Origin of the sequence: Actinoplanes oryzae, from assembly GCF_030757795.1 — a bacterium.
Taxonomy (GTDB): domain Bacteria; phylum Actinomycetota; class Actinomycetes; order Mycobacteriales; family Micromonosporaceae; genus Actinoplanes.
Genome location: NZ_JAUQWH010000022.1, coordinates 30,340 through 50,927, shown reverse-complemented (window position 1 = coordinate 50,927; position 20,588 = coordinate 30,340). Strand labels below are relative to the sequence as shown.

19 protein-coding genes and 1 pseudogene are annotated in these 20,588 nt (G+C 71.6%); 6 read left to right on the top strand and 14 right to left on the bottom strand.

The window, feature by feature from the left end; translation table 11 throughout:
• Positions 1-94: 94 nt before the first annotated feature.
• Entirely contained in the window at positions 95-646 is a 552-nt protein-coding gene (locus tag RBH18_RS10530; protein WP_306206285.1) for a helix-turn-helix domain-containing protein, read from the bottom strand.
• Positions 647-693: 47 nt separating this feature from the next.
• Here RBH18_RS10530 and RBH18_RS10525 point away from each other — a divergent pair, with 47 nt between their 5' ends.
• Positions 694-1,587, top strand: a complete 894-nt coding sequence (locus RBH18_RS10525) for a class I SAM-dependent methyltransferase (RefSeq protein ID WP_306206283.1) — start codon at positions 694-696, stop codon at positions 1,585-1,587.
• Between the two features lie 155 nt (positions 1,588-1,742).
• On the opposite strand, the gene RBH18_RS10520 is transcribed toward RBH18_RS10525, so the two are convergent.
• The 5 genes from RBH18_RS10520 to RBH18_RS10500 form a co-directional block, all read right to left on the bottom strand.
• The gene (locus RBH18_RS10520) at positions 1,743-2,708 is read right to left on the bottom strand and encodes a hypothetical protein (RefSeq protein WP_306206281.1); all 966 of its coding nucleotides are present in this window, start codon (positions 2,706-2,708) and stop codon (positions 1,743-1,745) included.
• A gap of 479 nt (positions 2,709-3,187) precedes the next feature.
• Positions 3,188-3,802, bottom strand: coding sequence for an RdgB/HAM1 family non-canonical purine NTP pyrophosphatase (gene rdgB, locus RBH18_RS10515; RefSeq protein ID WP_306206279.1), 615 nt, complete (start codon positions 3,800-3,802; stop codon positions 3,188-3,190).
• On the bottom strand, positions 3,799-4,527 hold the full coding sequence (gene rph / locus RBH18_RS10510) for a ribonuclease PH (RefSeq protein WP_306206277.1): 729 nt from the start codon (positions 4,525-4,527) through the stop codon (positions 3,799-3,801). The genes rdgB and rph overlap by 4 nt, the downstream gene beginning before the upstream one ends.
• A gap of 173 nt (positions 4,528-4,700) precedes the next feature.
• The gene (locus tag RBH18_RS10505) at positions 4,701-5,957 is read right to left on the bottom strand and encodes a glycosyltransferase (protein ID WP_306206275.1); all 1,257 of its coding nucleotides are present in this window, start codon (positions 5,955-5,957) and stop codon (positions 4,701-4,703) included.
• A gap of 63 nt (positions 5,958-6,020) precedes the next feature.
• Complete coding sequence (locus RBH18_RS10500; protein WP_306206272.1) at positions 6,021-6,767, bottom strand: MBL fold metallo-hydrolase; 747 nt, start codon at positions 6,765-6,767, stop codon at positions 6,021-6,023.
• A gap of 277 nt (positions 6,768-7,044) precedes the next feature.
• Here RBH18_RS10500 and RBH18_RS10495 point away from each other — a divergent pair, with 277 nt between their 5' ends.
• Entirely contained in the window at positions 7,045-7,452 is a 408-nt protein-coding gene (locus RBH18_RS10495; RefSeq protein ID WP_306206270.1) for a hypothetical protein, read from the top strand.
• 333 nt (positions 7,453-7,785) lie between these two features.
• Here RBH18_RS10495 and RBH18_RS10490 read toward each other — a convergent pair whose 3' ends face one another.
• From RBH18_RS10490 to RBH18_RS10480, 3 genes and pseudogenes are all read right to left on the bottom strand, one after another.
• Positions 7,786-8,751: a PLP-dependent cysteine synthase family protein gene (locus RBH18_RS10490; protein WP_306206268.1), complete on the bottom strand. Its 966-nt coding sequence runs from the start codon at positions 8,749-8,751 to the stop codon at positions 7,786-7,788.
• A gap of 5 nt (positions 8,752-8,756) precedes the next feature.
• A complete protein-coding gene (locus tag RBH18_RS10485) occupies positions 8,757-9,071 on the bottom strand; it encodes a MoaD/ThiS family protein (RefSeq protein WP_306206266.1) in 315 nt (104 codons plus the stop codon).
• 63 nt (positions 9,072-9,134) lie between these two features.
• Positions 9,135-9,637 (bottom strand): annotated as a pseudogene (locus tag RBH18_RS10480) (Mov34/MPN/PAD-1 family protein).
• A 95-nt stretch (positions 9,638-9,732) separates the two neighbouring features.
• Here RBH18_RS10480 and RBH18_RS10475 point away from each other — a divergent pair.
• Entirely contained in the window at positions 9,733-10,596 is an 864-nt protein-coding gene (locus RBH18_RS10475; protein WP_306206262.1) for an aldo/keto reductase, read from the top strand.
• 33 nt (positions 10,597-10,629) lie between these two features.
• On the opposite strand, the gene RBH18_RS10470 is transcribed toward RBH18_RS10475, so the two are convergent.
• On the bottom strand, positions 10,630-11,136 hold the full coding sequence (locus RBH18_RS10470) for a DUF2017 domain-containing protein (protein WP_306206261.1): 507 nt from the start codon (positions 11,134-11,136) through the stop codon (positions 10,630-10,632).
• 49 nt (positions 11,137-11,185) lie between these two features.
• A complete protein-coding gene (clpS, locus tag RBH18_RS10465; protein ID WP_305789260.1) occupies positions 11,186-11,476 on the bottom strand; it encodes an ATP-dependent Clp protease adapter ClpS in 291 nt (96 codons plus the stop codon).
• Positions 11,477-11,670: 194 nt separating this feature from the next.
• Between clpS and RBH18_RS10460 the strand changes: the two genes are divergently transcribed.
• Genes RBH18_RS10460 through RBH18_RS10450 form a run of 3 tightly spaced genes read left to right on the top strand, consistent with a single transcriptional unit; the run spans position 11,671 to position 16,141 of the window.
• Entirely contained in the window at positions 11,671-14,253 is a 2,583-nt protein-coding gene (locus tag RBH18_RS10460) for a LuxR family transcriptional regulator (protein ID WP_306206256.1), read from the top strand.
• A gap of 9 nt (positions 14,254-14,262) precedes the next feature.
• Positions 14,263-15,549 (top strand): nicotinate phosphoribosyltransferase, encoded by a 1,287-nt coding sequence (locus tag RBH18_RS10455; protein ID WP_306206253.1) that lies wholly within the window; start codon positions 14,263-14,265, stop codon positions 15,547-15,549.
• A gap of 10 nt (positions 15,550-15,559) precedes the next feature.
• Positions 15,560-16,141 carry an isochorismatase family protein gene (locus RBH18_RS10450; protein ID WP_306206251.1) on the top strand — a complete coding sequence of 194 codons (582 nt, stop codon included), beginning with the start codon at positions 15,560-15,562 and terminating at the stop codon, positions 16,139-16,141.
• Here RBH18_RS10450 and RBH18_RS10445 read toward each other — a convergent pair.
• The 3 genes from RBH18_RS10445 to RBH18_RS10435 form a co-directional block, all read right to left on the bottom strand.
• Positions 16,138-17,370, bottom strand: coding sequence for an MFS transporter (locus RBH18_RS10445; RefSeq protein WP_306206249.1), 1,233 nt, complete (start codon positions 17,368-17,370; stop codon positions 16,138-16,140). The genes RBH18_RS10450 and RBH18_RS10445 overlap by 4 nt on opposite strands.
• Before the next feature lie 185 nt (positions 17,371-17,555).
• Positions 17,556-19,310, bottom strand: coding sequence for an aa3-type cytochrome oxidase subunit I (ctaD, locus tag RBH18_RS10440; protein WP_306206247.1), 1,755 nt, complete (start codon positions 19,308-19,310; stop codon positions 17,556-17,558).
• A 121-nt stretch (positions 19,311-19,431) separates the two neighbouring features.
• A complete protein-coding gene (locus RBH18_RS10435; protein WP_306206245.1) occupies positions 19,432-20,541 on the bottom strand; it encodes an FAD-dependent monooxygenase in 1,110 nt (369 codons plus the stop codon).
• Between the last annotated feature and the right edge of the window lie 47 nt (positions 20,542-20,588).

Here is a 20,588-nt window from a genome sequence, read left to right as displayed (position 1 = left end):
GCGGCCCTCAGCCGCTTCCCTCCCGGGCGTGCTTTCAGGCAGTCACAGCCCTCAGGCGCTTCCCTCCGGGCGTGCTTTCAGGCAGTCGCGGCACTCAGTCGTGGACGTGGGTGCGGCTGCCGTCGTGGTCGAGGACGGCGAGGATCTCGGCGGGGCCGTTGCGGGAGCCGAAGGCGTGCGGTGTCATCGTCGAGAAGGAGGCGGCCTGGCCGGTCTCGACCACGATGAGCCGGTCGCCGAGGATCAGCTCGACGGTGCCCGAGAGCACCAGGAACCAGTCGCGCCCCGGATGGACCCGGGTGTCACGGGGCGCGGGGCCGTCGACGCGCACCTTGGCGACGCTCTGGTGCGGCTCGTTGGAGAGCCGCCAGACGGTCTGATTGCGTTCGGGGTTGTGCAGCGGGCGGATCACCACGTCGTCGTCGCCGTCGGGGCGGACCAGCTCGTCGAGGCTGACGCCCAGCGTCCGGGCCAGGGCGGTGAGCTGATCGAGCCCGATCCGCCGATGCCCGGTCTCGATGCGGCTCAGCGTCGAGGGGCTGAGATGACTGCGGGCGGCGAGGTCGTCGAGAGACCAGCCGCGCGCCAGCCGGAGCGTCCGCAGCCGGGCCCGCACGAGGCCGTCGACATCGCCGTCTTGCTTCATACGCAAGATTGTATGCCCGTCGAGCAACGCGGGCGTACCGTCGGGGCATGAGTCAGTCGCATTCCCCCAGCCCTTCCTCCCACCACGCTCCACACGGGCACCACCACCATGGTTCTTCGCACGGGCACGGCGACTCGGGGTCGTTGTCCACGGTGCTGGACCTCGATGCGGAGGTGCTGGGGGCGTACGTGGACGAGGTGACAGCTTGGATCGCCCAGCAGGCGGGCGACCGCCCGGTCCGCCGCATCCTGGATCTGGGCAGCGGCACCGGAGCCGGGGCGTTCGCACTGCTCCGGCGCTTCCCGGCGGCGAGCGTGACGGCAGTCGACGCCGACCGGGCGATGCTCGACCGGCTGACCGGCCGCGCACACGAGCTCGGCCTGCAGGAGCGTGTGCAACCCGTGGTCGCCAACCTGGACGAGGGCTGGCCCGCCGTCGGGGAAGCCGACCTGGTGTGGGCCTCGGGATCCCTGCACCACTTGGCGGAGCCGGTCCGCGTGCTCGAATCGGTGCGCGCCGCGCTGGCTCCCGGCGGAGTGCTCGCCGTGATGGAGCTGGACGGCATGCCGTGGTTCCTGCCGGAGTCGGCGGACCCGGCGGAACGAGCCCTGGAAGCCCGCACCCAGGAGCTCCAGGCCCAGGCACGCGCCGAACACCTCCCGCACATGGGCGCCGACTGGCGTCACCTGCTGGAGAAGGCGGGCTTCACCGTCACCGACCGAGTGCTGAACATCTCCGTCGACGCGCCGCTGCCGCCGGCCGGCGGGAAGTATGCGGCAGCGGTCTTCGGGCGGGTGGCCGAGCAGGTCGGCGACCGGCTGACCGCCGAGGAAAGCCACACCCTGGACCGCCTGCTGGCCGCCCTCCCCCAGCGCAACGACCTCGTCATCCGAACCACACGAACCGCCCTGATCGGCTCAGTCCCCCACCCCGCCCCCTGACCGCCTCACGGGCTCGTCACGTGGGAATGCGGCGGCCGACGACGCGCTGGATCGTTCCCCTCACGGCTCTCGTCGGGGCTCTCGTCGGGCTTCCGTCACGACTTCGGTCGGGCTCCCGTCACGGGCTTCCGTCGGGCTTCCGTCACGGGCTCCCGTCACGGCTTTCGGAGCCACTCACTCAGCGCCTCGGCGGCATCGGCGCGCAGGTCGGCGATGCGGTAGCCCGGTGCTCGACGACGCAGCCGCCTGGCCAGGTCGTCGAGCGCCGCGTCGAAGTCCTCGGCGAAGCCCCGCTTCTGCTCGGCGAGATCCGCCCGGGCCTCCGCATCCGTGTAGTGCCGAACGGCAGTGCACACAAGCTCGCCCCGATGCAGCGAGAACCGGCCGACCTCGAGCCGCGGCCGCACATAGGCCTTGGCGCCGGGCACCGACACCGCCCCGATCACCTCATGGAAGTACTCGGCGCCCGGCGCCCGCCCGCTCGCCGGATGACTGAAGTGGAGACGGATGCCGAGGCTGCCGAACCCGGGACCGTAAGGCTTCGCAAGCCGCCGATCAAGCAGCTCCCGCAGCCGCACGACCTCCTCGGCGAACGGCTTGGCCTCGACCTGGCAGCCACTCGACCGCACCAGCCGCACCGGACTGGAAGCCAACGGAATCCGCTGCGACGCCAACCCGGTCGCCGCGCCGACCACCACGTGGTCGCCGGCACCGTTGCTCCTCCCGGCACTGTCACTCTTCCCGGCACCGACGCCTCGCCCGACGTCATCACGTTCCCCGGCGCCGTCGCTCAGGCTCGAAGCATCATCTGCCAGGACGAAGCTGTTGCCCTGCTTGTCCCAGCGCTGATCGCTGCCGAGCACGACCTCGAACTGCCGATTCCGAAGCTGGGTGTAAAAAGACCCGTTGATCCACCGCTCGGCAAACGCCTCGACGGGCTCCCGCTCACCCCAGCCGACAACCGCCAGAGCCTCACAGACCCGCACCAGCCCATTCCACTCGGCGGCGGTCCGATAGTCCCGATACCGATCGAACGCTGCCAGCAAGTCGGAAGTGCCCCAAGCGGAACTCGCCTCCCGCACCTGCTCGACGCTCAGCTCCCCGAACAAGGCCTCGACCACCGCGCTCCCTCCACCGCCGGCCTCCCCGAAGATCAACTGTCGGCAGCCACGGAAAGACGCGGCACCCGCCCCACAGCCGGCCCCGCCCCAACGGCCCCAACGACCGTCAACCCAGGACAGGCCCGTTGACCCCGCGCTCGGCGACGGCGAGGCCGGACCAAGCCACCGCGCCCTCAACCACACCGCCGCGCCCGGCGAGCCCGGTCAGGCCAAGGCACTCGGCGCCGGCAACCGCAATGACCGTCGCGCCCATCCATGCGCCGCCGGCCGGCCCGGCCCAACGGAGAAGCCCGGCGAGCGTGGGGTTATGCGCCGCCGGGCAGCCCGGCCCAACGGAGAAACCCAGCGAGCGTGGTTTATGCGCCGCCGGGCGGGCCAACCCAACGGAGGAGCCCGGCGAGCGTGGTTATGCGCCGCCGGCAGCCCGGCCCAACGGAGGAGCCCGGCGAGCGTGGTTGTGCGCCGCCGGGCGGGGCGGCTCAGCGGGGGAGCTCCTTGGCGATGACCTTGGCCAGCTCGCGGAAGGCCTTGCCGCGGTGGCTGATGGCGTCCTTCTCGGCGGGGCTCAGCTCGGCGTTGGTGCGATCCTGCCCGTCGCCCAGGAAGATCGGGTCGTAGCCGAAGCCGCCCGTGCCCCGGCGGGAGCGGAGGATGCGGCCCGGCTGGCGGCCCTCGACCAGGTGCTCGCGGCCGTTGGGCAGGACCAGGGCGGCCGCGCAGACGAAGGCGCCGGCGCGGTGCTCGTCGGGGACGTCGGAGATCTGGCTCAGGAGCAGGTCGAGGTTGGCGTTGTCGTCGCCGTGCCGGCCCGACCAGCGGGCGCTGAAGACGCCGGGCATGCCGTTGAGCGCGTCGACGGCGATGCCCGAGTCGTCGGCGACCGTGGGCAGGCCGGTGCGGGAGGCGCCCTCGCGGGCCTTGATCAGGGCGTTTTCGCCGAAGGTCAGGCCCGTCTCGGGCACGTCGGGGTAGTCCGGGAAGTCGCCGAGGCCGACCAGCTCGACCCCGCCGAGGCCAAGCGATGCGTCGAGGATGCGCTGGAGCTCGACGAGCTTCTTCTTGTTGCCGGTGGCCAGCAGCAGGCGGGCGCTCACGATGCCAGCGCCTTCTGCTGGGCGGACGCCAGCTCCGCGCAACCCAGGACGCCGAGGTCCAGCAGGTCGTCCAGCTGGCCGCGATTGAAGATGCCCGCCTCGCCCGTGCCCTGCACCTCGACGAAGTCGCCGTCGCCGGTGCAGACGACGTTCATGTCCACCTCGGCGGCGACATCCTCCTCGTACATGAGGTCGAGGCGGGGCTCGCCCGCGATGACGCCCACGCTGACCGCCTGGATGGACCGGTGCAGCACCGCGGCCGGCTTGCCGGCGAGGGCCTTGCGGTCCGCGAGCCAGCTCACCGCGTCGTGCAGCGCCACGTAGGCGCCGGTGATCGCGGCGGTGCGGGTGCCGCCGTCGGCCTGCAACACGTCGCAGTCGAGGACGATCGAATTCTCCCCGAGGGCCTTGAGGTCGATGCTCGCCCGCAGGCTGCGCCCGATCAGCCGGGAGATCTCCTGGGTGCGGCCGCCGACCTTGCCCTTGACGCTCTCCCGGTCGCCGCGGGTGTTCGTCGCGCGGGGCAGCATCGAATATTCGGCCGTGAGCCAGCCCAGGCCGGAACCCTTGCGCCAGCGCGGCACGCCCTCGGTGACGCTCGCCGTGCAGAGCACGCGCGTGTTCCCGAACTCGACGAGCACGGATCCCTCGGGATGCATGCTCCACCTGCGGGTCAAGGTCACGGGACGGAGTTGATCCGGCGCTCGGCCGTCGGGACGGGACATGCCAAAGAGCCTAGGCCGATGACGAGCACTCCGCCGCGCCGGGTGCCCGTCCTGTGGATAACTTGCCGGGCTCGGTCGCACCTGTGGACAACTTCCCGAGCCCCTCTCCGATCGCTGCTAGACCTGACGCATCGAACGGCACGAAGGAGACGGCCATGAAGCAGGAATCGATGTCAGGCCCGGTTGTTGGAGGCGCTCGCCCACACGTCGGTGGCGGCCGCGATGACTGCCGGGACAGCAGGCCTGAGCGTACGGGCGGTCTGGCGGGCGGGCATCGTCGGCGGCCGCAGCGTCGGCTGGGCGCCGTGCGCGCGCAGGAAGCCCTCGACGGCCTGGGGCCACCCGAAGAGCTCGGCGCGCGCCCGTGCCTCGGCGCGGCGCTCGGCCTCGGGGCGCTCCATGAGCCTGGTGACACCGTTCGCGAAGCCGTCCGGGGTGCCCGGCACGGCCAGCCCCGCGGAGCCGACGACCTCGGGCAGCGCGCTGGCGTCGTTGACCACGACCGGCGTGCCGCAGGCGAGGGCCTCGAGGGCGGCCAGGCCGAAGGTCTCGATGGGGCCGGGCGCGACGGCGACGTCGGCGCTGGCGAGCAGCGCGGCCACCGCATCCCGGTCGGTGATGTGGCCCGCGAAGCGGACCGGCAGGCGGGCGGAGCGGTAGGCCAGGGAGGTGCGCCGGGCGCCGTCCCCCGCGATGACGAGCACGGCGGGCACCTTGGCAGCGCGCAGGGCGGCGACGGCGTCCACGGCGAGCTCGGGGCGCTTGTCCGCGGAGAGCCGGCTGCAGAAGACGACGAGCAGCTCGTCCGGCCGGGCATACTGCGCGCGGACGGCGGGGTCGCGGCGGCTCGGGTGGAACTGGCGCAGGTTCACGCCGAGCGGGATCTCGATGAGGTTGGGCACTCCCAGCCGGCGGAACTCGGCCGCGGCGAAGGCGGTCGTGCAGACGATCTGGTCGAAGGTCTCGGCGGTGCGCTCGTTGAGCCGGTCGGCGAGCGAGTCGCGGTGCGGCATGCCCCACACGCCGAGCAGGCCCGCCAGGCTCTCGTGCGAGACCATCATCGAGCCGACGCCGCGCTCGCGCGCCCAGCGGCCCGTCCAGCCCAGCGTGGAGCGGTCGGAGACCTCGATGCGGTCCGGGGCCAGGTCGTCGAGCAGCTTGCTCAGCTGACGGCGACCGGCCAGGACGCGATAGCCACCCGTGCGGGGCAGCCGCTGGCCGGGGAGCGTGATCACACGCCCCTGCTCGGTCATCACGTCGGAGTGTTCCTTGCCCGGCACGATCAGGATGGGCCAGTGCCCGGCGCGCAGATAGCCCTCGCCGAGGTGGCGCAGGGCGGTCCGCAGACCGCCGGAGCGGGGTGAGACGAAGTTCGCCAGTCGGACGATGCGCAGTCCACGAGAACGCGCGGCCGATGGTCGACCGGTCATGCAGGGCACTCCAAGATCACTATCGAAACCCGATGGTGCGCTGGTGCCGCCCCCTCGGCAAGCTCACAGATCGTAGCGGGCGCCCGGACGGACGACCTCCACCGGACCCGCGAAAGCCGCACTCGCGGCCTCCACAGTAGATGCCTCCGAGCCCCACGCGGGCACCAGATGGGTCAGCAGGAGGCGCCGCACATCGGCCTTCGTGGCCGCCTCGCCGGCTTCGCTGCCGGTCAGGTGCAGGTCAGGCGGGTTGGGCCGGCCGTCGAGGTAACTCGCCTCACACAGGAAGAGATCCGCGTCCTGAGCCAGGCGCAGGAGGGAGTCGCAGGGAGCGGTGTCCGACGAATACGCGAGGACGTGTCCGTTGTGCTCGACGCGGATCCCGTAGGTCTCGATCGGATGGTTGACGCGGTCGGCCGTCACCGTGAAGGGGCCGATCGGGAAGGTGCCGGGCTGCAGTCCGTAGAACGTGTAGACGTCGTCGACCGGTTCGTTCTCCGAGCTGTAGGCGGCGGAGATGCGCTCGGCGGCGCCCATCGGGGCGTAGACCGGCAGCGGCGGCAGCGGGCCCCCGGGTGAGTATCGGCGCACGACCACATAGGTACACGCGTCGAGCATGTGATCGCAGTGGAGGTGGGTGAGCAGAATCGCGTCGACGGCATCGATCGATGCATACCGCTGGAGTGCCGTCAGGGAGCCCGATCCGAAATCGATCAAGAGCCGGAATCCCTCGGCCTCGACGAGGTAGGCGGAACAGGCCGACTCGGGGCCGGGAAAACTGCCGGCACAGCCGAGAACGGTCAGTCGCATAGGGGTCCCTCTGGTTCACGCTCGGTCGTTCACAGCGCCGCCGACCGACCCCTGGCGGAGCGAGCGGAGCGGGCAATCTCGCTGCGCAGCCTACGCCGGGACCAGCGCGTCACGTAAACGTCTGATCGATTTGTCGCTAAATCGACAACCTATGTCACAGGCGCCGTGAGCTGGGTCATTTTCGGTCGCGTTACGCCTCGTGAGTCGCATCCGTTGCTCATTGTGTGTGAGGACAGTATCGGACAAATCGGAGGGCGGCGCAGTGACGACGACGGACATGGACGAAACGACGCGCACGCGTGAGGTGAGGGCACCGGAGGTCGTCCCGTTCGGCTGGGAGCCGACCCGGTCCGTCGCGCCGGACGTGTCCGACGCGGAGGCGCGCTTCCGCTTTCCGGCCGCGGACGACCCCACGCCCGGCAACCGGCGGCTGCTGGCGATGTCGATCTACGCACTCTTCCTCGGCCTCGGCGGGGTCGGGGTCGGAGTGCGGGGCATGGTGTCGCAGATCGGCGGCGGGGTGCCGGTCTGGTACACCGGCGTGCTCGCGCTGCTCGGTCTGGTGAGCGTGGCACTGGCGGTGGGCGGCTACCTGTCGATCCACCGGCGGGTGCTGCCGTGGGTGCTGCTGCTGGGCGCGGCGGTGCCACTGATCGCGGACATCATGCTCGCCGTCGCCTACTGACAGCGGCCTACGCCGACACCGCGAGACGGGCGCTCAGAAGGCGCGACGGCCACGGACTTCGACCGAGGGCGGAGCAAAGAAGGCCCCCTGGGAACGGTGCAACGGGGAGGAACGCTGTCTCGGGGCACGCACCCCGTGCGCCCGTCGACGATGTGGGCGCGCTGCCGGCGGTGGTGTGACGAAGGGGGCACGGCCGAAGAGGCACGGCCGAAGAGGCACGGCCGAAGAGGCACGGCCGAAGAGGCACGGCCGAAGAGGCACGGCGGAAGAGGGGAAGCCAGGACGGGGAAAGCAAGGACGGGGCAGCGTAAGCCGCCCCGTCCCGGGAGAGCGTCAGGCCCAGAGCTGACCCTCGAGGGCATCCTCCGCGTCGGAGAGGGTGCCGCCATAGGCTCCGGTGGAGAGGTATTTCCAGCCGCCGTCGCAGACCACGAAGGCCACGTCGGCCTGCTGGCCCTCCTTGACCGCCTGGTGGGCGACGGCCAGGGCGGCGTGCAGGATGGCCCCGGTGGAGAAGCCGGCAAAGATGCCCTCCACCTCCACCAGCTGGCGGGTGCGCAGGACGGCGTCGCGGGTGCCCACCGAGAAGCGGCGGGTGAGGACCGTGGCGTCGTAGAGCTCGGGGACGTAGCCCTCGTCGATGTTGCGCAGGCCGTAGACCAGCTCGCCGTAGCGGGGCTCCGCGGCGACGATCTGGATGCCCTCGACCTTCTCGCGCAGGTAGCGGCCCGTGCCCATGAGGGTGCCCGTGGTGCCGAGGCCCGCCACGAAGTGCGTGATCGTGGGCAGGTCGCGGAGCAGCTCGGGGCCCGTCGTCTCGTAGTGGGCGCGGGCGTTGGCCGGGTTGCCGTACTGGAAGAGCATGACCCAGTCGGGGTGCTCCTCGGCGATCTGCTTGGCCGTCGCGACCGCCTGGTTGGAGCCGCCCGCCGCCGGCGAGAAGATGATCTCCGCGCCGTACATGCGGAGGAGCTGGACGCGCTCGGCCGAGACGTTCTCCGGCATCACGCACACCAGGCGATAGCCGCGCAGCTTGGCGACCATGGCCAGCGAGATGCCGGTGTTGCCGCTGGTCGGCTCCAGGATCGTGTCGCCGGGGCGCAGCTTGCCGGACTCCTCGGCCTCGCGGACCATGGACATCGCCGCGCGGTCCTTGATGCTGCCGGTCGGGTTGCGGTCCTCGAGCTTGGCCCAGAGCCGCACCGGCGGTGCCCCCTCGGGCACCGTCGGCGACAGGCGGGGCAGGCCGATGAGCGGCGTGCCCCCGCAGGCGTCCAGAAGGCTCTCGAAGCGAGCCATGACGATTACTTCCCGAGCAGGGCCGCGGCAGCGGCGAAGCCCAGGGCGCCCCCGGCGACGGCCGGCAGGATGGTGACGGAGTCGCCGTCCTTGACCTTGGCGTCGAGCGCGCCGAGGAAGCGGACGTCCTCGTCGTTGACGTAGATGTTGACGAAGCGGTGCAGGCCACCCTCGGGGGTGATCAGCCGGCCCTTGAGGCCGTTGTGCTTGGTGTCCAGGTCGTCGATCAGACCGGACAGGGTCTCACCGGAGCCCTCGACGACCTTTGCGCCGCCGGTGTAGCTGCGCAGGATGGTCGGAACGCGAACTTCGACAGCCATGATGCGGTAACTCCTAGCAGAAGAGTGAGTCAAGATGTTCGGGAAACGGCCGGGGACGAGCGCTCAGCGACACTCGTAATAGACCGACGCGGGACTCTGCCCGAACATGTACGACTGGACGGCGTACCCGTCCGCACTCGTGCTCACGCGTCCACCGTCGCATCCACGATGTTGACCTCTTCCTCGGTCACCACACCGTCCACGATACGGAACGAGCGGATCTCCTCGGCATCGGGCTCGCGGGTCGAGACCAGCAGGTAGTGCGCGCCCGGCTCGCCGGCGAACTTGACGTCCGTGCGGGACGGGTAGGCCTCGGTCGCCGTGTGCGAGTGGTAGATGACGACCGGCTCCTCGTCGTTGTCGTCCATCTCGCGCCAGACGCGGAGCTGCTCCATCGAGTCGAACTCGTAGAACGTCATCGACCGCGCCGCATTGTCCATGGCGATGTGCCGCGTCGGCAGGTCGCTGCCGATCGGGCCGGCAACGACGCCACAGGCCTCGTCGGGATGATCCCGGCGGGCGTGGGCGACGATCGCGGAGACGATCGCACTGTCAATGGTCAGCACGCCGTTCACATTACCGTGACGACGAGCTTCACCGGGCGTGGCAGTGCTCACGCGCGAACACGGTACGAGCCGCCGAACGCGGGTAGCACCAGAACATGAAGCAGCGAAGCATCGGAGAAACCCAAGTCAGTGCGATCGGCCTCGGCGGCATGCCGATGTCGATCGAGGGCCGGCCGGAGACCGAGCGGTCGGTGCGGACGATCCACGCCGCGCTCGACGCCGGTGTGACGTTCATCGACACCGCGGACGCGTACCACCTCCGGGCGGACGACGTCGGGCACAACGAGAGCCTCATCGCGCAGGCGCTCGCGAGCTACGGCGGCGACACCTCGGGCGTCCTGGTCGCCACCAAGGGCGGTCACCTGCGGCCCGGCGACGGCTCGTGGACGCAGGACGGCTCGCCGGAGCACCTGCGGGAGGCCGTCGAGGCGTCGCTCAAGCGGCTCGGCGTGGACGCGATCGGGCTCTACCAGTTCCACCGGCCCGACCCGAAGGTGCCGTACGAGGACTCGGTCGGCGTCCTCAAGGAGCTGCTCGACGCCGGCAAGATCCGGATGGCGGGCATCTCGAACGCGAACGAGCAGCAGATCCGCCAGGCGCAGGAGATCCTCGGCGGGCGGCTGGTGTCCGTACAGAATCAGTTCTCGCCGGCCTTCCGGTCGTCCGAGGGCGAGCTGAAGCTCTGCGACGAGCTGGGCATCGCCTTCCTGCCGTGGTCGCCGCTGGGCGGCATCACCAAGGCCGGCGAGCTGGGCGACCGGTTCGCCGAGTTCGCCCGGGTCGCGCAGGCGCACGACGTCAGCCCGCAGCGGGTGACGCTCGCGTGGATGCTGGCCAAGAGCCCGGTGGTCATCCCGATCCCCGGCGCGAGCCGCCCCGAGTCGATCACCGACTCGGCCCAGGCGCCCGAGCTGACGCTCACCGACGAGGAGTTCGCGGCGCTGGACGCCGCGAAGTAACCGGTCGGCAGGGAAAAGACGCGGACCCGGAGGTCAGCGCGGCTCGATCTCCGGGAGCGCGTTCAGCAGGGACTCCTGCAGATAGCCCAGGTACGCATACACAGAAAGCTGGAACACGCGGCTCGACCCGGGATCCTCGGACACCGCCGCGTCCAGCTCCTCGCCCAGGTCGGTTGCGGCCTGGATGTCGAGCCGGGTGCCCATGGCGAGACGGGCGTCGTTGATCGCGCGCAGCCAGGCCTCGGCCTCCTCGCCGTCGAGCCGCACCTCGCCGGGGCCGTCGTCGGGCAGCGCCGCGAGGATGGCGCCCGCCTGGTCGAGCTTGCCGGTCTTGAGGTCGCCCTCGGTGTAGAGCCGGAACTCGGCGGAGTCGTCGGGCCGGTCCGGATAGATGTCCGGGAACAGCCGCTCGACGACCGGGTCGCCGTGGTCGAAACCGTCCATGAGGAGCCCGACGACCTCACCGGCCACCTTGCGCAACACCCGCACCTCGTCCACCGCGAAGGTGGCCACGCACACGTTGCCATTGCGCCGGAACATCAGTCGATCACCCGCCCGGTTTCGATCTCGTCAAGTCGGAACCGAGGTCTCACGCCCGGTCCACCGTCGCCCACAGACCGTATCCGTGAAGCTGGGAGGCGTCCATCTCCATGCGCTCGCGCGCGCCGGTGGAGACGACCGCCTTGCCCTTGTGGTGGACGTCCAGCATCAGCTCCTCGGCCTTGTCCTTGCTGTAGCCGAACAGCTTCTGGAAAACCCACGTCACGTAGGACATCAGGTTGACGGGATCGTCCCAGACGATCGTCACCCACGGCCGGTCATCTGCCGGCACCTCCTCGATCTGCGGCGTCTCGACGGGAGCGACCTGAGGCAACGCCATGCCCCCAATCGTGCCACGGCTTCGGAGGAGAAGACCCGACCGGCGAGCGATGACGCCCGCAACGAAATGGTGTATGCCCGCGCGCACCCGGCGGCGGAAGGCCCGCGACCAAGGGCGCGAGCTGCACTGTCGCGGTTCCGACTCTGACCGTCCGGACGTTCACCCAACGTGATGTTCCTCGATATGCTGGCGCGGTGGAGCACTGGGACTTCGTCGGCCGGGCCGGCGATTTGTCCCGCCTGCGTGCGGCCGCGACGAGGCCGGACGAGCGCGGGCTGATCCTCAGCGGCGCCGCCGGCATCGGCAAGAGCCGCTTGCTCCACGAGGCCGTGTCGTCACTCAAAGCGACCAACTGGGCGGTTCGCCGCGCCTCGGCGAACATCGCGACCTCCGGGCTGCCGTTCGGGGGCCTCGCGCAGATCCTGCCCGCCGACCCGCCCGCCGGCCTCTCCCCCGCCGGGCTGCTGCGCTGGGCCGTCGACGGGCTGGTCGCCGAGGCCGACGGCCGCCCGATCGTCCTGGCCGTCGACGACGCCCACCTGCTCGATCCGCCGTCCGCCGCGCTCGCGCACCTGCTGGTCCGCGAGGGCGCCACGCTGCTGGCGACCCTGCGCACCTCCGAGCCGGTGCCGCCGCCGATCGCCGCATTGTGGACCGAGGGCCTGGTCGCGCACGCCACGCTGGAGCCCCTGACGCCTCAGGAGTCACGGGAGCTGCTGACGACCCTGGTGGGCGGCCCGGTCGAGGCCGGCTCGGCGCAGCGGCTCGGGCGCCTCGGCGGCGGCAACCCGCTGCTGCTGCGGGAGCTGGTGGCCGCGGCGATCGCGGGCGGCGAGCTGACGGAGGCGTACGGCTTCCGGCGCTGGACCGGCCGCCTGGCCCTCGCGCCGAGCCTCGCCGAGCTGGTCGACGCCCGCATCGGCGGCCTGACCACCGGGGTGCGCGGCGTGCTGGAGCTGGTGGCGTTCGGGGAGCCGATCGGGCTGGAGCTGCTGATGCGCGCCGCCGACCCGGCCGACGTGGAGACGGCGGAGGAGCGCGAGCTGATCCGGGTCGTGTCCGACGACCGGCGCCGCGAGGTGCAGCTGGCCCATCCCCTCTACGGCGAGGTGGTCCGCCGCCGCTGCCCGGTGACCCGGGCACGCCGCCTCCTCGCCCGGCTCGCCGGCCTGGTGGAGGACGCCGGCTCCAAGCGCCGCAACGACGTGCTGCGCGTCGCGGTCTGGCGCCTCGACTCGGGCACGGCGCAGAGCGGCGAGGCGCTGCTCAAGGCGGCGACGGAGGCGTTCACGGGGTTCGACATCGCGCTCGCCGGGCGGCTGGCCGCGGCGGCCCGGGACGCGGGGGCCGGTTTCGCCGCCGCCGAGCTGCTGGCGACCTCCCTGTTGTTCACCGGCGAGCCGGAGCGGGCGCTGGTGGTCCTCGACGGGTCCGAGGACGGCGGGGCGCGCCAGGTCACCGCCCGCGCGTCCGTCGAGTTCTTCGGGCTGGGCCGGACGAGTGCGGCGGATCTCGTGTCCAAGGCGCTGGAGGGCGCGCACGAGGGCGTCGCGCACCTGCGGGCGTTCGAGGCGTTCCTGCGGCTGCAGCTCGGCGATCCGGCCCGCGCCCGCGAGCTGGCCGGCCAGGTGCTGGCCGAGCCGGATGCCGAGGTGCCGTCGCAGGCCCTGGCCCGGTTCGTGCTCGCGTTCCTGGCGGCCGCGGGCGGCGACCCGGACACCGCCCGCGAGCTGATCGACGAGGTCGAGCGGGAGCGGGCGACCTGGCAGCGGGACACCCCGACGCTGCAGTTCGCGCTGCAGATGGCGCTGGGCACGCTGGTCGGCGTGGGCCTCGACCTGCCGGCCATCGACCGGATCCTCACCGCGGAGTTCGCCGACCTGGCCCAGGCGGGCGGCTTCGGCTTCGGCTCGGGCTGGGTGTCGCTGCTCCACGCGCACGCCGCGTGGCTGCGCGGCCGCACCGGGGAGGCACTGCGGGCGGTCGACCAGGCGTGCGCCGCACTCGCGCCCGTCCGCTCGTACGACGGAAGTGCGCACTTCGGCCGGGCCATGGTCGCCGCCCTGCGCGGGGATCCGGCGCTCGCCCTCGCGTCGGTCGCGACCGGTGCCGAGGCCGAGGGCACGGCGGTCGGGCTCTACTACCCGTGGCACCAGCAGGCGCGGGCCTGGGCACACGCCAGCGCGGGCGAGCTGGACGAGGCCGTCCGAATCCTGCTCGGGCTGGCCGACCGGACACGCGCGGACGGGTTCTTCGGGCAGGAGCTGCTCGCCCTCTACGACGTGGTGCGCCTGGGCCGGCCCGAGCGGGTGGCGGAGCGGATCGGCGAGCTGGCGGCCTTCGTGGGCGGGCGGGCCACGCCGATCTTCGCCCGGCACGCCTCGGCCGCCACGGGCGAGGAGTTCCTGGCCGTCGCGCGGGAGTTCGCCGGGCTGGGCTACGAGGTGTTCGCGGCGGAGGCGGCGGCCGGCGCGGTGCGACGCTTCCGGACGGTACGAGACCCCGGCGCCCTGGCCGCCGGCACGCTCCTCGGGGACGTACTCTCCCGGTGCGACGTGCTGCGGACGCCCGCGCTGACGGCGGTGCAGCCCGCCCTGACCGTACGCGAAAGGCAGGTCGCCGAGCTTGCAGCCGGCGGCGTCCGCAGCCGCGAGATCGCCGACCGGCTGTTCCTGTCGCCACGCACCGTGGAGAACCACTTGCAGCGGGTCTACACCAAGCTGGGTGTCGGGGGCAGGAACGAACTCGCCCCGGCGCTCCGCCTGCTCCCGCAATAAGGTGGGGGCGTGACGTCATCTGCGCCTGCCCTGCTCACCGACCAGTACGAGCTGACCATGGTCAGCGCGGCCCTCAAGGACGGGACCGCCTCGCGGCCCAGCGTCTTCGAGGTGTTCGCCCGCCGCCTGCCCGGTGGCCGGCGCTACGGGGTCGTCGCGGGGCAGGGCCGGCTCATGGAGCTGATCCGGGAGTTCCGCTTCCGCGAGGAGGACGTGGCCTTCCTGCGCAGGGCGGGCATCGTCGACGAGGCCACGGCCGCCTGGCTCGCCGACTACCGGTTCACCGGCGACATCGACGGCTATGCCGAGGGCGAGCTCTTCTTCCCCGGCTCCCCGATTCTGACCGTGTCCGGCGGCTTCGCCGAGTGCGTGGTGCTCGAGACGCTCATCCTGTCGGTGCTCAACCACGACAGCGCCATCGCCTCGGCCGCCGCCCGGATGGTCACGGCGGCGCGCGGCCGGCCGATCATCGAGATGGGTTCCCGGCGTACGCACGAGGAGGCCGCCGTGGCAGCCGCCCGCGCCGCCTACCTCGCCGGCTTCGCCTCGACGTCGAACCTGGCCGCCGGCGCGCTCTACGGCATCCCGACCACGGGCACGTCCGCCCACGCCTTCACGCTGCTGCACGACGACGAGCCGGCGGCCTTCGCCTCGCAGGTCGCGGCGCTGGGCAAGAACACGACGCTGCTGGTCGACACCTACGACATCGCGCAGGGCATCCGCAACGCCATCGCGGTCGCCGGGCCCGGCCTGCGCGCGGTCCGCATCGACTCCGGCGACCTGTCGGTGCTGGCCCAGCACTCGCGCGAGCTGCTCGACTCGCTGGGCGCGACCGAGACCAAGATCGTGGTCTCCGGCGACATGGACGAGTACGCGATCGCGACCCTCGCCGCCGAGCCCGTCGACATGTACGGCGCCGGCACCGCGGTCGTCACCGGCTCCGGCGCCCCGACCGCGGGCCTGGTCTACAAGCTCGTCGAGGTCGAGGGCCGACCGGTCGTCAAGCGCTCGGAGAACAAGGCCACGGTCGGCGGCCGCAAGACCGCCGTCCGCCGGCACAAGCCCACGGGTACGGCCACCGAGGAGATCGTGGTCTCGCAGGGCGTCCCGGACCACCAGCCGAACGACCGGCTCCTGCAGCACTCGTTCGTCGCCGGTGGCACCGTGGCCGACCTGCCCACGCTCGAGGACGCGCGCGCCCACCTGCGGCAGTGCCTGATCTCGATCCCGTGGGAGGGGCTCAAGCTGTCGGCCGGCGACCCGGCTGTGCCCGTGACCGTCGTCCCCACCGCCTGAAAGGTCCGTCATGTCGAAGGCTCTCATCATCGTCGACGTCCAGAACGACTTCTGCGAAGGCGGCTCCCTCGCCGTCGGCGGCGGGGCGGGCGTGGCCGCGGCCATCTCGTCGGCGCTCGCCGCATCGGACGGCCGGTGGGACCACGTCGTCGCGACGAAGGACTACCACGTCGACCCGGGCGCGCACTTCAGCACGCACCCCGACTATGTCGACACCTGGCCCGCGCACTGCGTGGTCGGCACGGCCGGCTCGGAGTTCCACCCGGCGCTGGTCACGTCGCACGTCGAGGCCGTCTTCCACAAGGGTGAGCACGCGGCGGCCTACTCGGGCTTCGAGGGGCACACCACCGAGGGCGAGACCCTGACCGACTGGCTGCGGGCCCGCGACGTGACGTCGGTGGACGTGGTCGGCATCGCCACCGACCATTGCGTACGCGCCACCGCCCTGGACGCCGCGTCCGCCGGCTTCGCCACGACGGTCCTGCTCGACCTCACGGCGGGCGTGGCCGAGGCGACGACGGCATCGGCGCTGGAGCAGTTCGGCGCCGCCTCGGTCGAAACGGTCGGCAAGCCCGTCGTCGTCGCCTCCTAGACCGCCGCGTCGGTCAGCTGGGACGCCGTCGTCGGCGCCGTCGCGGCGAGCTTGCTCTCCTCGCGGCGGCGACGGAGCTCGATCGGGAGGACGGCGATCGCGATGAGGGCACCGATCCCGCCCACCGTCACGAAGCCCCACGCCGGCGAGATCGTGTCCATGGCGAGGCCGGCGAGCGGCGCGCCCAGGGCCACGCCGACGGTCAGGGACGAGTTGTGCCAGCCCATGGCCTCACCGCGGGCGCCGGCCGGGGTGAGGCGGCTGACCGCGTCGGCGGTGGCGGTGATCAGGGGCGCGCACAGGGCGCCGGCCGGGAGGAGCAGGACGGCGAGCAGCCACCAGTGGCCGCCGGCCAGCCCCACCGGGATGGTCAGCAGCGCCATGGGGAACAGCAGGGCGAGCGGCGGCAGACCGTTGCGGACCGTCCCGTAGGCGAAGCCGCCCGCCAGCGAATAGACCGCCCACAACGAGAGCACCGCGCCCGTCCAGGCGACCTCCCCGGACTCGCGCAGCACCGCCACCACGGCCACGTCGGTCCCGCTCAGGACCAGGGTCGCCGCACTGCTGATCGCCAGGACGGCGACGAGCCGGGGGCGCAGCCACGAGCGCCGCGGGATCCGCTCACCGGCGGCGAGGGGCGCCTCGTCGTGGGCGCGGATGGGCGGGTTCAGCAGGAACAGCCCGATGCCGGACAGCAGGATGCCGCCGCCGACCGCGAGCATCGCCACGCGCGGGCCCGCCGTGGTGCTGACGAGCACGCCGAGGGCCGGGCCGGACATGAACGACAGCTCGGTGGTGATCGAATCGAGCGCGAACGCGGGCAGCCGGTGCGACTCGGGCGCCAGCGCGGCGATCGACTGGCGGGCGACGGCGAAGGCGGGCAGCGTCAGGAAGCCGCCGAGCAGGGCCGCGACGAGCAGCGCCCAGTAGGGCAGGGCCTGCGCCGAGGTCCAGAAGGTGACCTCGGCGACGGTGGTGAGCACCAGCACGGGACGCAGCCCTCGCCGGTCGGTGATCCGGCCCATCGCCGGGGCGCCGAGCGAGCTGCCGATCGTGAAGAGGGCACCCACGAGCCCCGCCGCGCCGTAGCCCAGACCGAGGTCGAGCGTGACGTGCAGGGTCAGCGTCACGGTGCCCGCCGTGATCGGGATCCGAGCCAGCGTCGCCACGATCAGCAACGACTTGATGCCGCGCAGGGCGAGCGTCTCCCGGTAAGGCGTCAAAGTCATGTGCGGTCCTCACCTCCGGCCGACAGTCTCCACCCCGGGTACGACACTTCCCGCGGCGCCCCACCATGACATGGGCCCGTGTGGGCCGTCGTCCGCTTTATCCCCTCCGGATCCCGGCCGGTGCTGTACGGACACAAAAAACTGGCCCGATCCCCAGGGGGACCGGGCCAGCTCAGTGCGGTTGGTTACTTCTTGCGGTCGCTGAGGTCTTCCTTGTAGGTCGCGCCGCCGTCGGACTCGGAAGTCAGCGGGCGGGCACCACCCTCGGGCGGGCCGGCGATGGACTGGTCGCCCGCGGCGAGCTCCGGGTACTTCGCGTCGAAGGCCGGCCGCTCGGAGCGGATGCGCGGCATCTTGTCGAAGTTGCGGAGCGGGGGCGGCGAGGAGGTCGCCCACTCCAGCGAGTTGCCGGCGCCCCACGGGTCGTCCACCGTGACGAGCTGGCCGACGCGGTAGGACTTCCAGACGTTGTAGATGAACGGCAGCGTCGAGGCACCCAGCACGAACGACCCGATGGTCGAGAACGTGTTGAGGAACGTGAAGCCGTCGCTCGGCAGGTAGTCCGCGTAGCGGCGGGGCATGCCCTCGGCGCCGAGCCAGTGCTGGACCAGGAACGTCGCGTGGAAGCCGATGAACGTGAGCCAGAAGTGGATCTTGCCCAGGCGCTCGTCGAGCATCCGGCCGAACATCTTCGGGAACCAGAAGTAGATGCCCGAGAACACCGCGAACACGATCGTGCCGAAGAGCACGTAGTGGAAGTGCGCGATGACGAAGTACGAGTCGGAGACGTGGAAGTCGATCGGCGGCGCCGCGAGGAGCACGCCGGACAGGCCACCGAAGAGGAACGTGATCAGGAAGCCGATCGCGAAGAGCATCGGCGTCTCGAAGCTGATCTGGCCGCGCCACATCGTGCCGATCCACACGAAGAACTTCATGCCGGTCGGGACCGCGATGAGGAAGCTCAGGAAGCTGAAGAACGGCAGCAGCACCTGGCCGGTCACGAACATGTGGTGCGCCCACACGCTCATGGACAGGGCCGCGATCAGCAGGGTCGCGCCGACCAGGCCCTTGTAGCCGAAGACGGGCTTGCGGCTGAAGACCGGGATGACCTCGGTGATGATGCCGAAGAACGGCAGCGCGACGATGTAGACCTCGGGGTGGCCGAAGAACCAGAAGAGGTGCTGCCACAGCATCGGGCCGCCGGTGTCCACGTCGAAGACGTGCGCGCCGAGGACGCGGTCGGCCGCCAGGGCGAACAGGGCCGCCGCGAAGAACGGGAAGACCATGATCACCAGGAGCATCGTCACCAGGATGTTCCAGGTGAGGATCGGCATGCGGAACATCGTCATGCCCGGCGCGCGCAGCGTGATCACCGTGGTGATGATGTTGACGCCACCGAGGATGGTGCCGAGGCCGGAGAGCGCGAGGCCCACGACCCACATGTTGCCGCCGACGCCCGGCGAGTGCAGGGAGTCGCTCAGCGGCGTGTACGCGAACCAGCCGAAGTCGGCGGCGCCGCCCGGGGTCAGGAACCCGCTGATGGTGATCGTGCCGCCGAACAGGTAGAGCCAGTACGCGAACGCGTTGAGCCGAGGGAACGACACGTCGGGCGCGCCGATCTGGATCGGGATCAGGAAGTTCGCGAAGGCGAACACGATCGGCGTCGCGAAGAACAGCAGCATGATCGTGCCGTGCATCGTGAACAGCTGGTTGTACTGCTCCGGGGACAACAGCTGCATGCCCGGCCGGGCCAGCTCCGTCCGCATGAGCAGCGCCATCAGACCGCCCAGCATGTAGAACACGAAGGCGGTGATCATGTACATGATCCCGATCTGCTTCGCGTCCGTGGTCCGGATGATCCGCGCGAGGGCGGAACCCTTGACCTGTCGCCGGACCGGCCACGGCCGCGTAACTACCGGCTTAGGCGCCACGGTCGTCACGGATAGCCTCCGGTGTCTCGTTCGTCCCACTGCGTACACCCGAGTGAAAGGCGTACCTCGCAGGCAGAATAGTCCCCCACCGACCTCCGGCGGGCGCGGGGTGACCAAAGAGCACCCTGGTCTAGAAAGCCTCCACCAGCGCGCGGTAGTGCCCGGTGAAGATCTCTTGTCCCCGGCTCCGAAGCATAGGGTCACGCTCGGCGGGCGGCACGTCACGGGTCGAATCCCGCTCGTGTGTCCGCTCCCGCACCTGCTCACACCGCCCCCGGCGACGATCTTCGTACGCCCGCAGCGCCACCGCCACGTCCCCGCCGGCCGCCTTGAGCACCTCGCCGAGCACCACCGCGTCCTCGAAGGCGAGGGCGGCCCCCTGGGCGAGCGTCGGGGCGGTGGCGTGTCCGGCATCACCGACGAGGAGCACGGGCCCCTGCGAGTAGCGCTCGACGACGACCTCGTCGGTCCGGGCGACCTGAACCTTCTCCACCGCGTCGAGCACGGCGGGCACGCACCCGCCGAAGCCGCCGAACACCTCGCGGAGCCGGGCGACGGGATCGGCCGGGTTCGGGGTGCCGGGGTCGACGCTCTCCTCCGCGTAGCAGTAGAGCCGCCGGCCGCCCATGGGCATGGCGACGAACTGTGACCTGTCCCCGAGCAGCGCCGTCCAGTCGCTGAGCGCCGGGCCGCCCGCCACCACGCTGCGGTAGACGATCTGGCCCGTCGGGGTCGCCGGGCCACCCAGCCCGGCCTTGTCGCGGATCATCGAGCGCCGGCCGTCGGCCCCGACGACCAGGTCGTACTCCGCGACCGAGCCGTCGCCGAACTCCACCTTCGCGGCCCCGCCCGTGAGATCGAGGTCACGCACGGCGGTCTCGTAGCTGACCTCGCCGCCGACCCCGGTGAGCAGGACCTGCTGCAGGTCGGCGCGGGACAGCGCCCGGGACTCGCCGACGCCGGCCCACAGCGCGGCGGCGTCCAGCTCGAAGAGCTCGGCGCCACCGGCGTCCTGGAAGACCTGGCGGAAGATGAGGTGGCCGAGCGGGCGCAGCGGGGCGTCGAGCCCCAGCATGCGCAGCGCGCGGGCGGCGTTGCCGGGCAGGAAGATGCCGGCGCCGGGAACCATCGTGGCGGGCAGCTCCTCCACCACGTGCGGGCGGAAGCCGGCGACTCGCAGGCCCCTGGCAGCGGCGAGACCACTGATCCCGGCGCCCACGACGAGGATGCGCAGAGTCATCGCAGCAACGCCTCCGAGGGGTGGCCGATACGCGTCGGAGCCAAGAC

Coding starts and splice junctions, on each gene's coding strand:
- RBH18_RS10530 (WP_306206285.1), bottom strand. CDS start 646: ATGAAGCAAGACGGCGATGTCGACGGCCTCGTGCGGGCCCGGCTGCGG.
- RBH18_RS10525 (WP_306206283.1), top strand. CDS start 694: ATGAGTCAGTCGCATTCCCCCAGCCCTTCCTCCCACCACGCTCCACAC.
- rph (WP_306206277.1), bottom strand. CDS start 4,527: ATGTCCCGTCCCGACGGCCGAGCGCCGGATCAACTCCGTCCCGTGACC.
- RBH18_RS10505 (WP_306206275.1), bottom strand. CDS start 5,957: ATGACCGGTCGACCATCGGCCGCGCGTTCTCGTGGACTGCGCATCGTC.
- RBH18_RS10500 (WP_306206272.1), bottom strand. CDS start 6,767: ATGCGACTGACCGTTCTCGGCTGTGCCGGCAGTTTTCCCGGCCCCGAG.
- RBH18_RS10495 (WP_306206270.1), top strand. CDS start 7,045: ATGGACGAAACGACGCGCACGCGTGAGGTGAGGGCACCGGAGGTCGTC.
- RBH18_RS10490 (WP_306206268.1), bottom strand. CDS start 8,751: ATGGCTCGCTTCGAGAGCCTTCTGGACGCCTGCGGGGGCACGCCGCTC.
- RBH18_RS10485 (WP_306206266.1), bottom strand. CDS start 9,071: ATGGCTGTCGAAGTTCGCGTTCCGACCATCCTGCGCAGCTACACCGGC.
- RBH18_RS10475 (WP_306206262.1), top strand. CDS start 9,733: ATGAAGCAGCGAAGCATCGGAGAAACCCAAGTCAGTGCGATCGGCCTC.
- RBH18_RS10470 (WP_306206261.1), bottom strand. CDS start 11,136: ATGTTCCGGCGCAATGGCAACGTGTGCGTGGCCACCTTCGCGGTGGAC.
- clpS (WP_305789260.1), bottom strand. CDS start 11,476: ATGGCGTTGCCTCAGGTCGCTCCCGTCGAGACGCCGCAGATCGAGGAG.
- RBH18_RS10450 (WP_306206251.1), top strand. CDS start 15,560: ATGTCGAAGGCTCTCATCATCGTCGACGTCCAGAACGACTTCTGCGAA.
- RBH18_RS10445 (WP_306206249.1), bottom strand. CDS start 17,370: ATGACTTTGACGCCTTACCGGGAGACGCTCGCCCTGCGCGGCATCAAG.
- RBH18_RS10435 (WP_306206245.1), bottom strand. CDS start 20,541: ATGACTCTGCGCATCCTCGTCGTGGGCGCCGGGATCAGTGGTCTCGCC.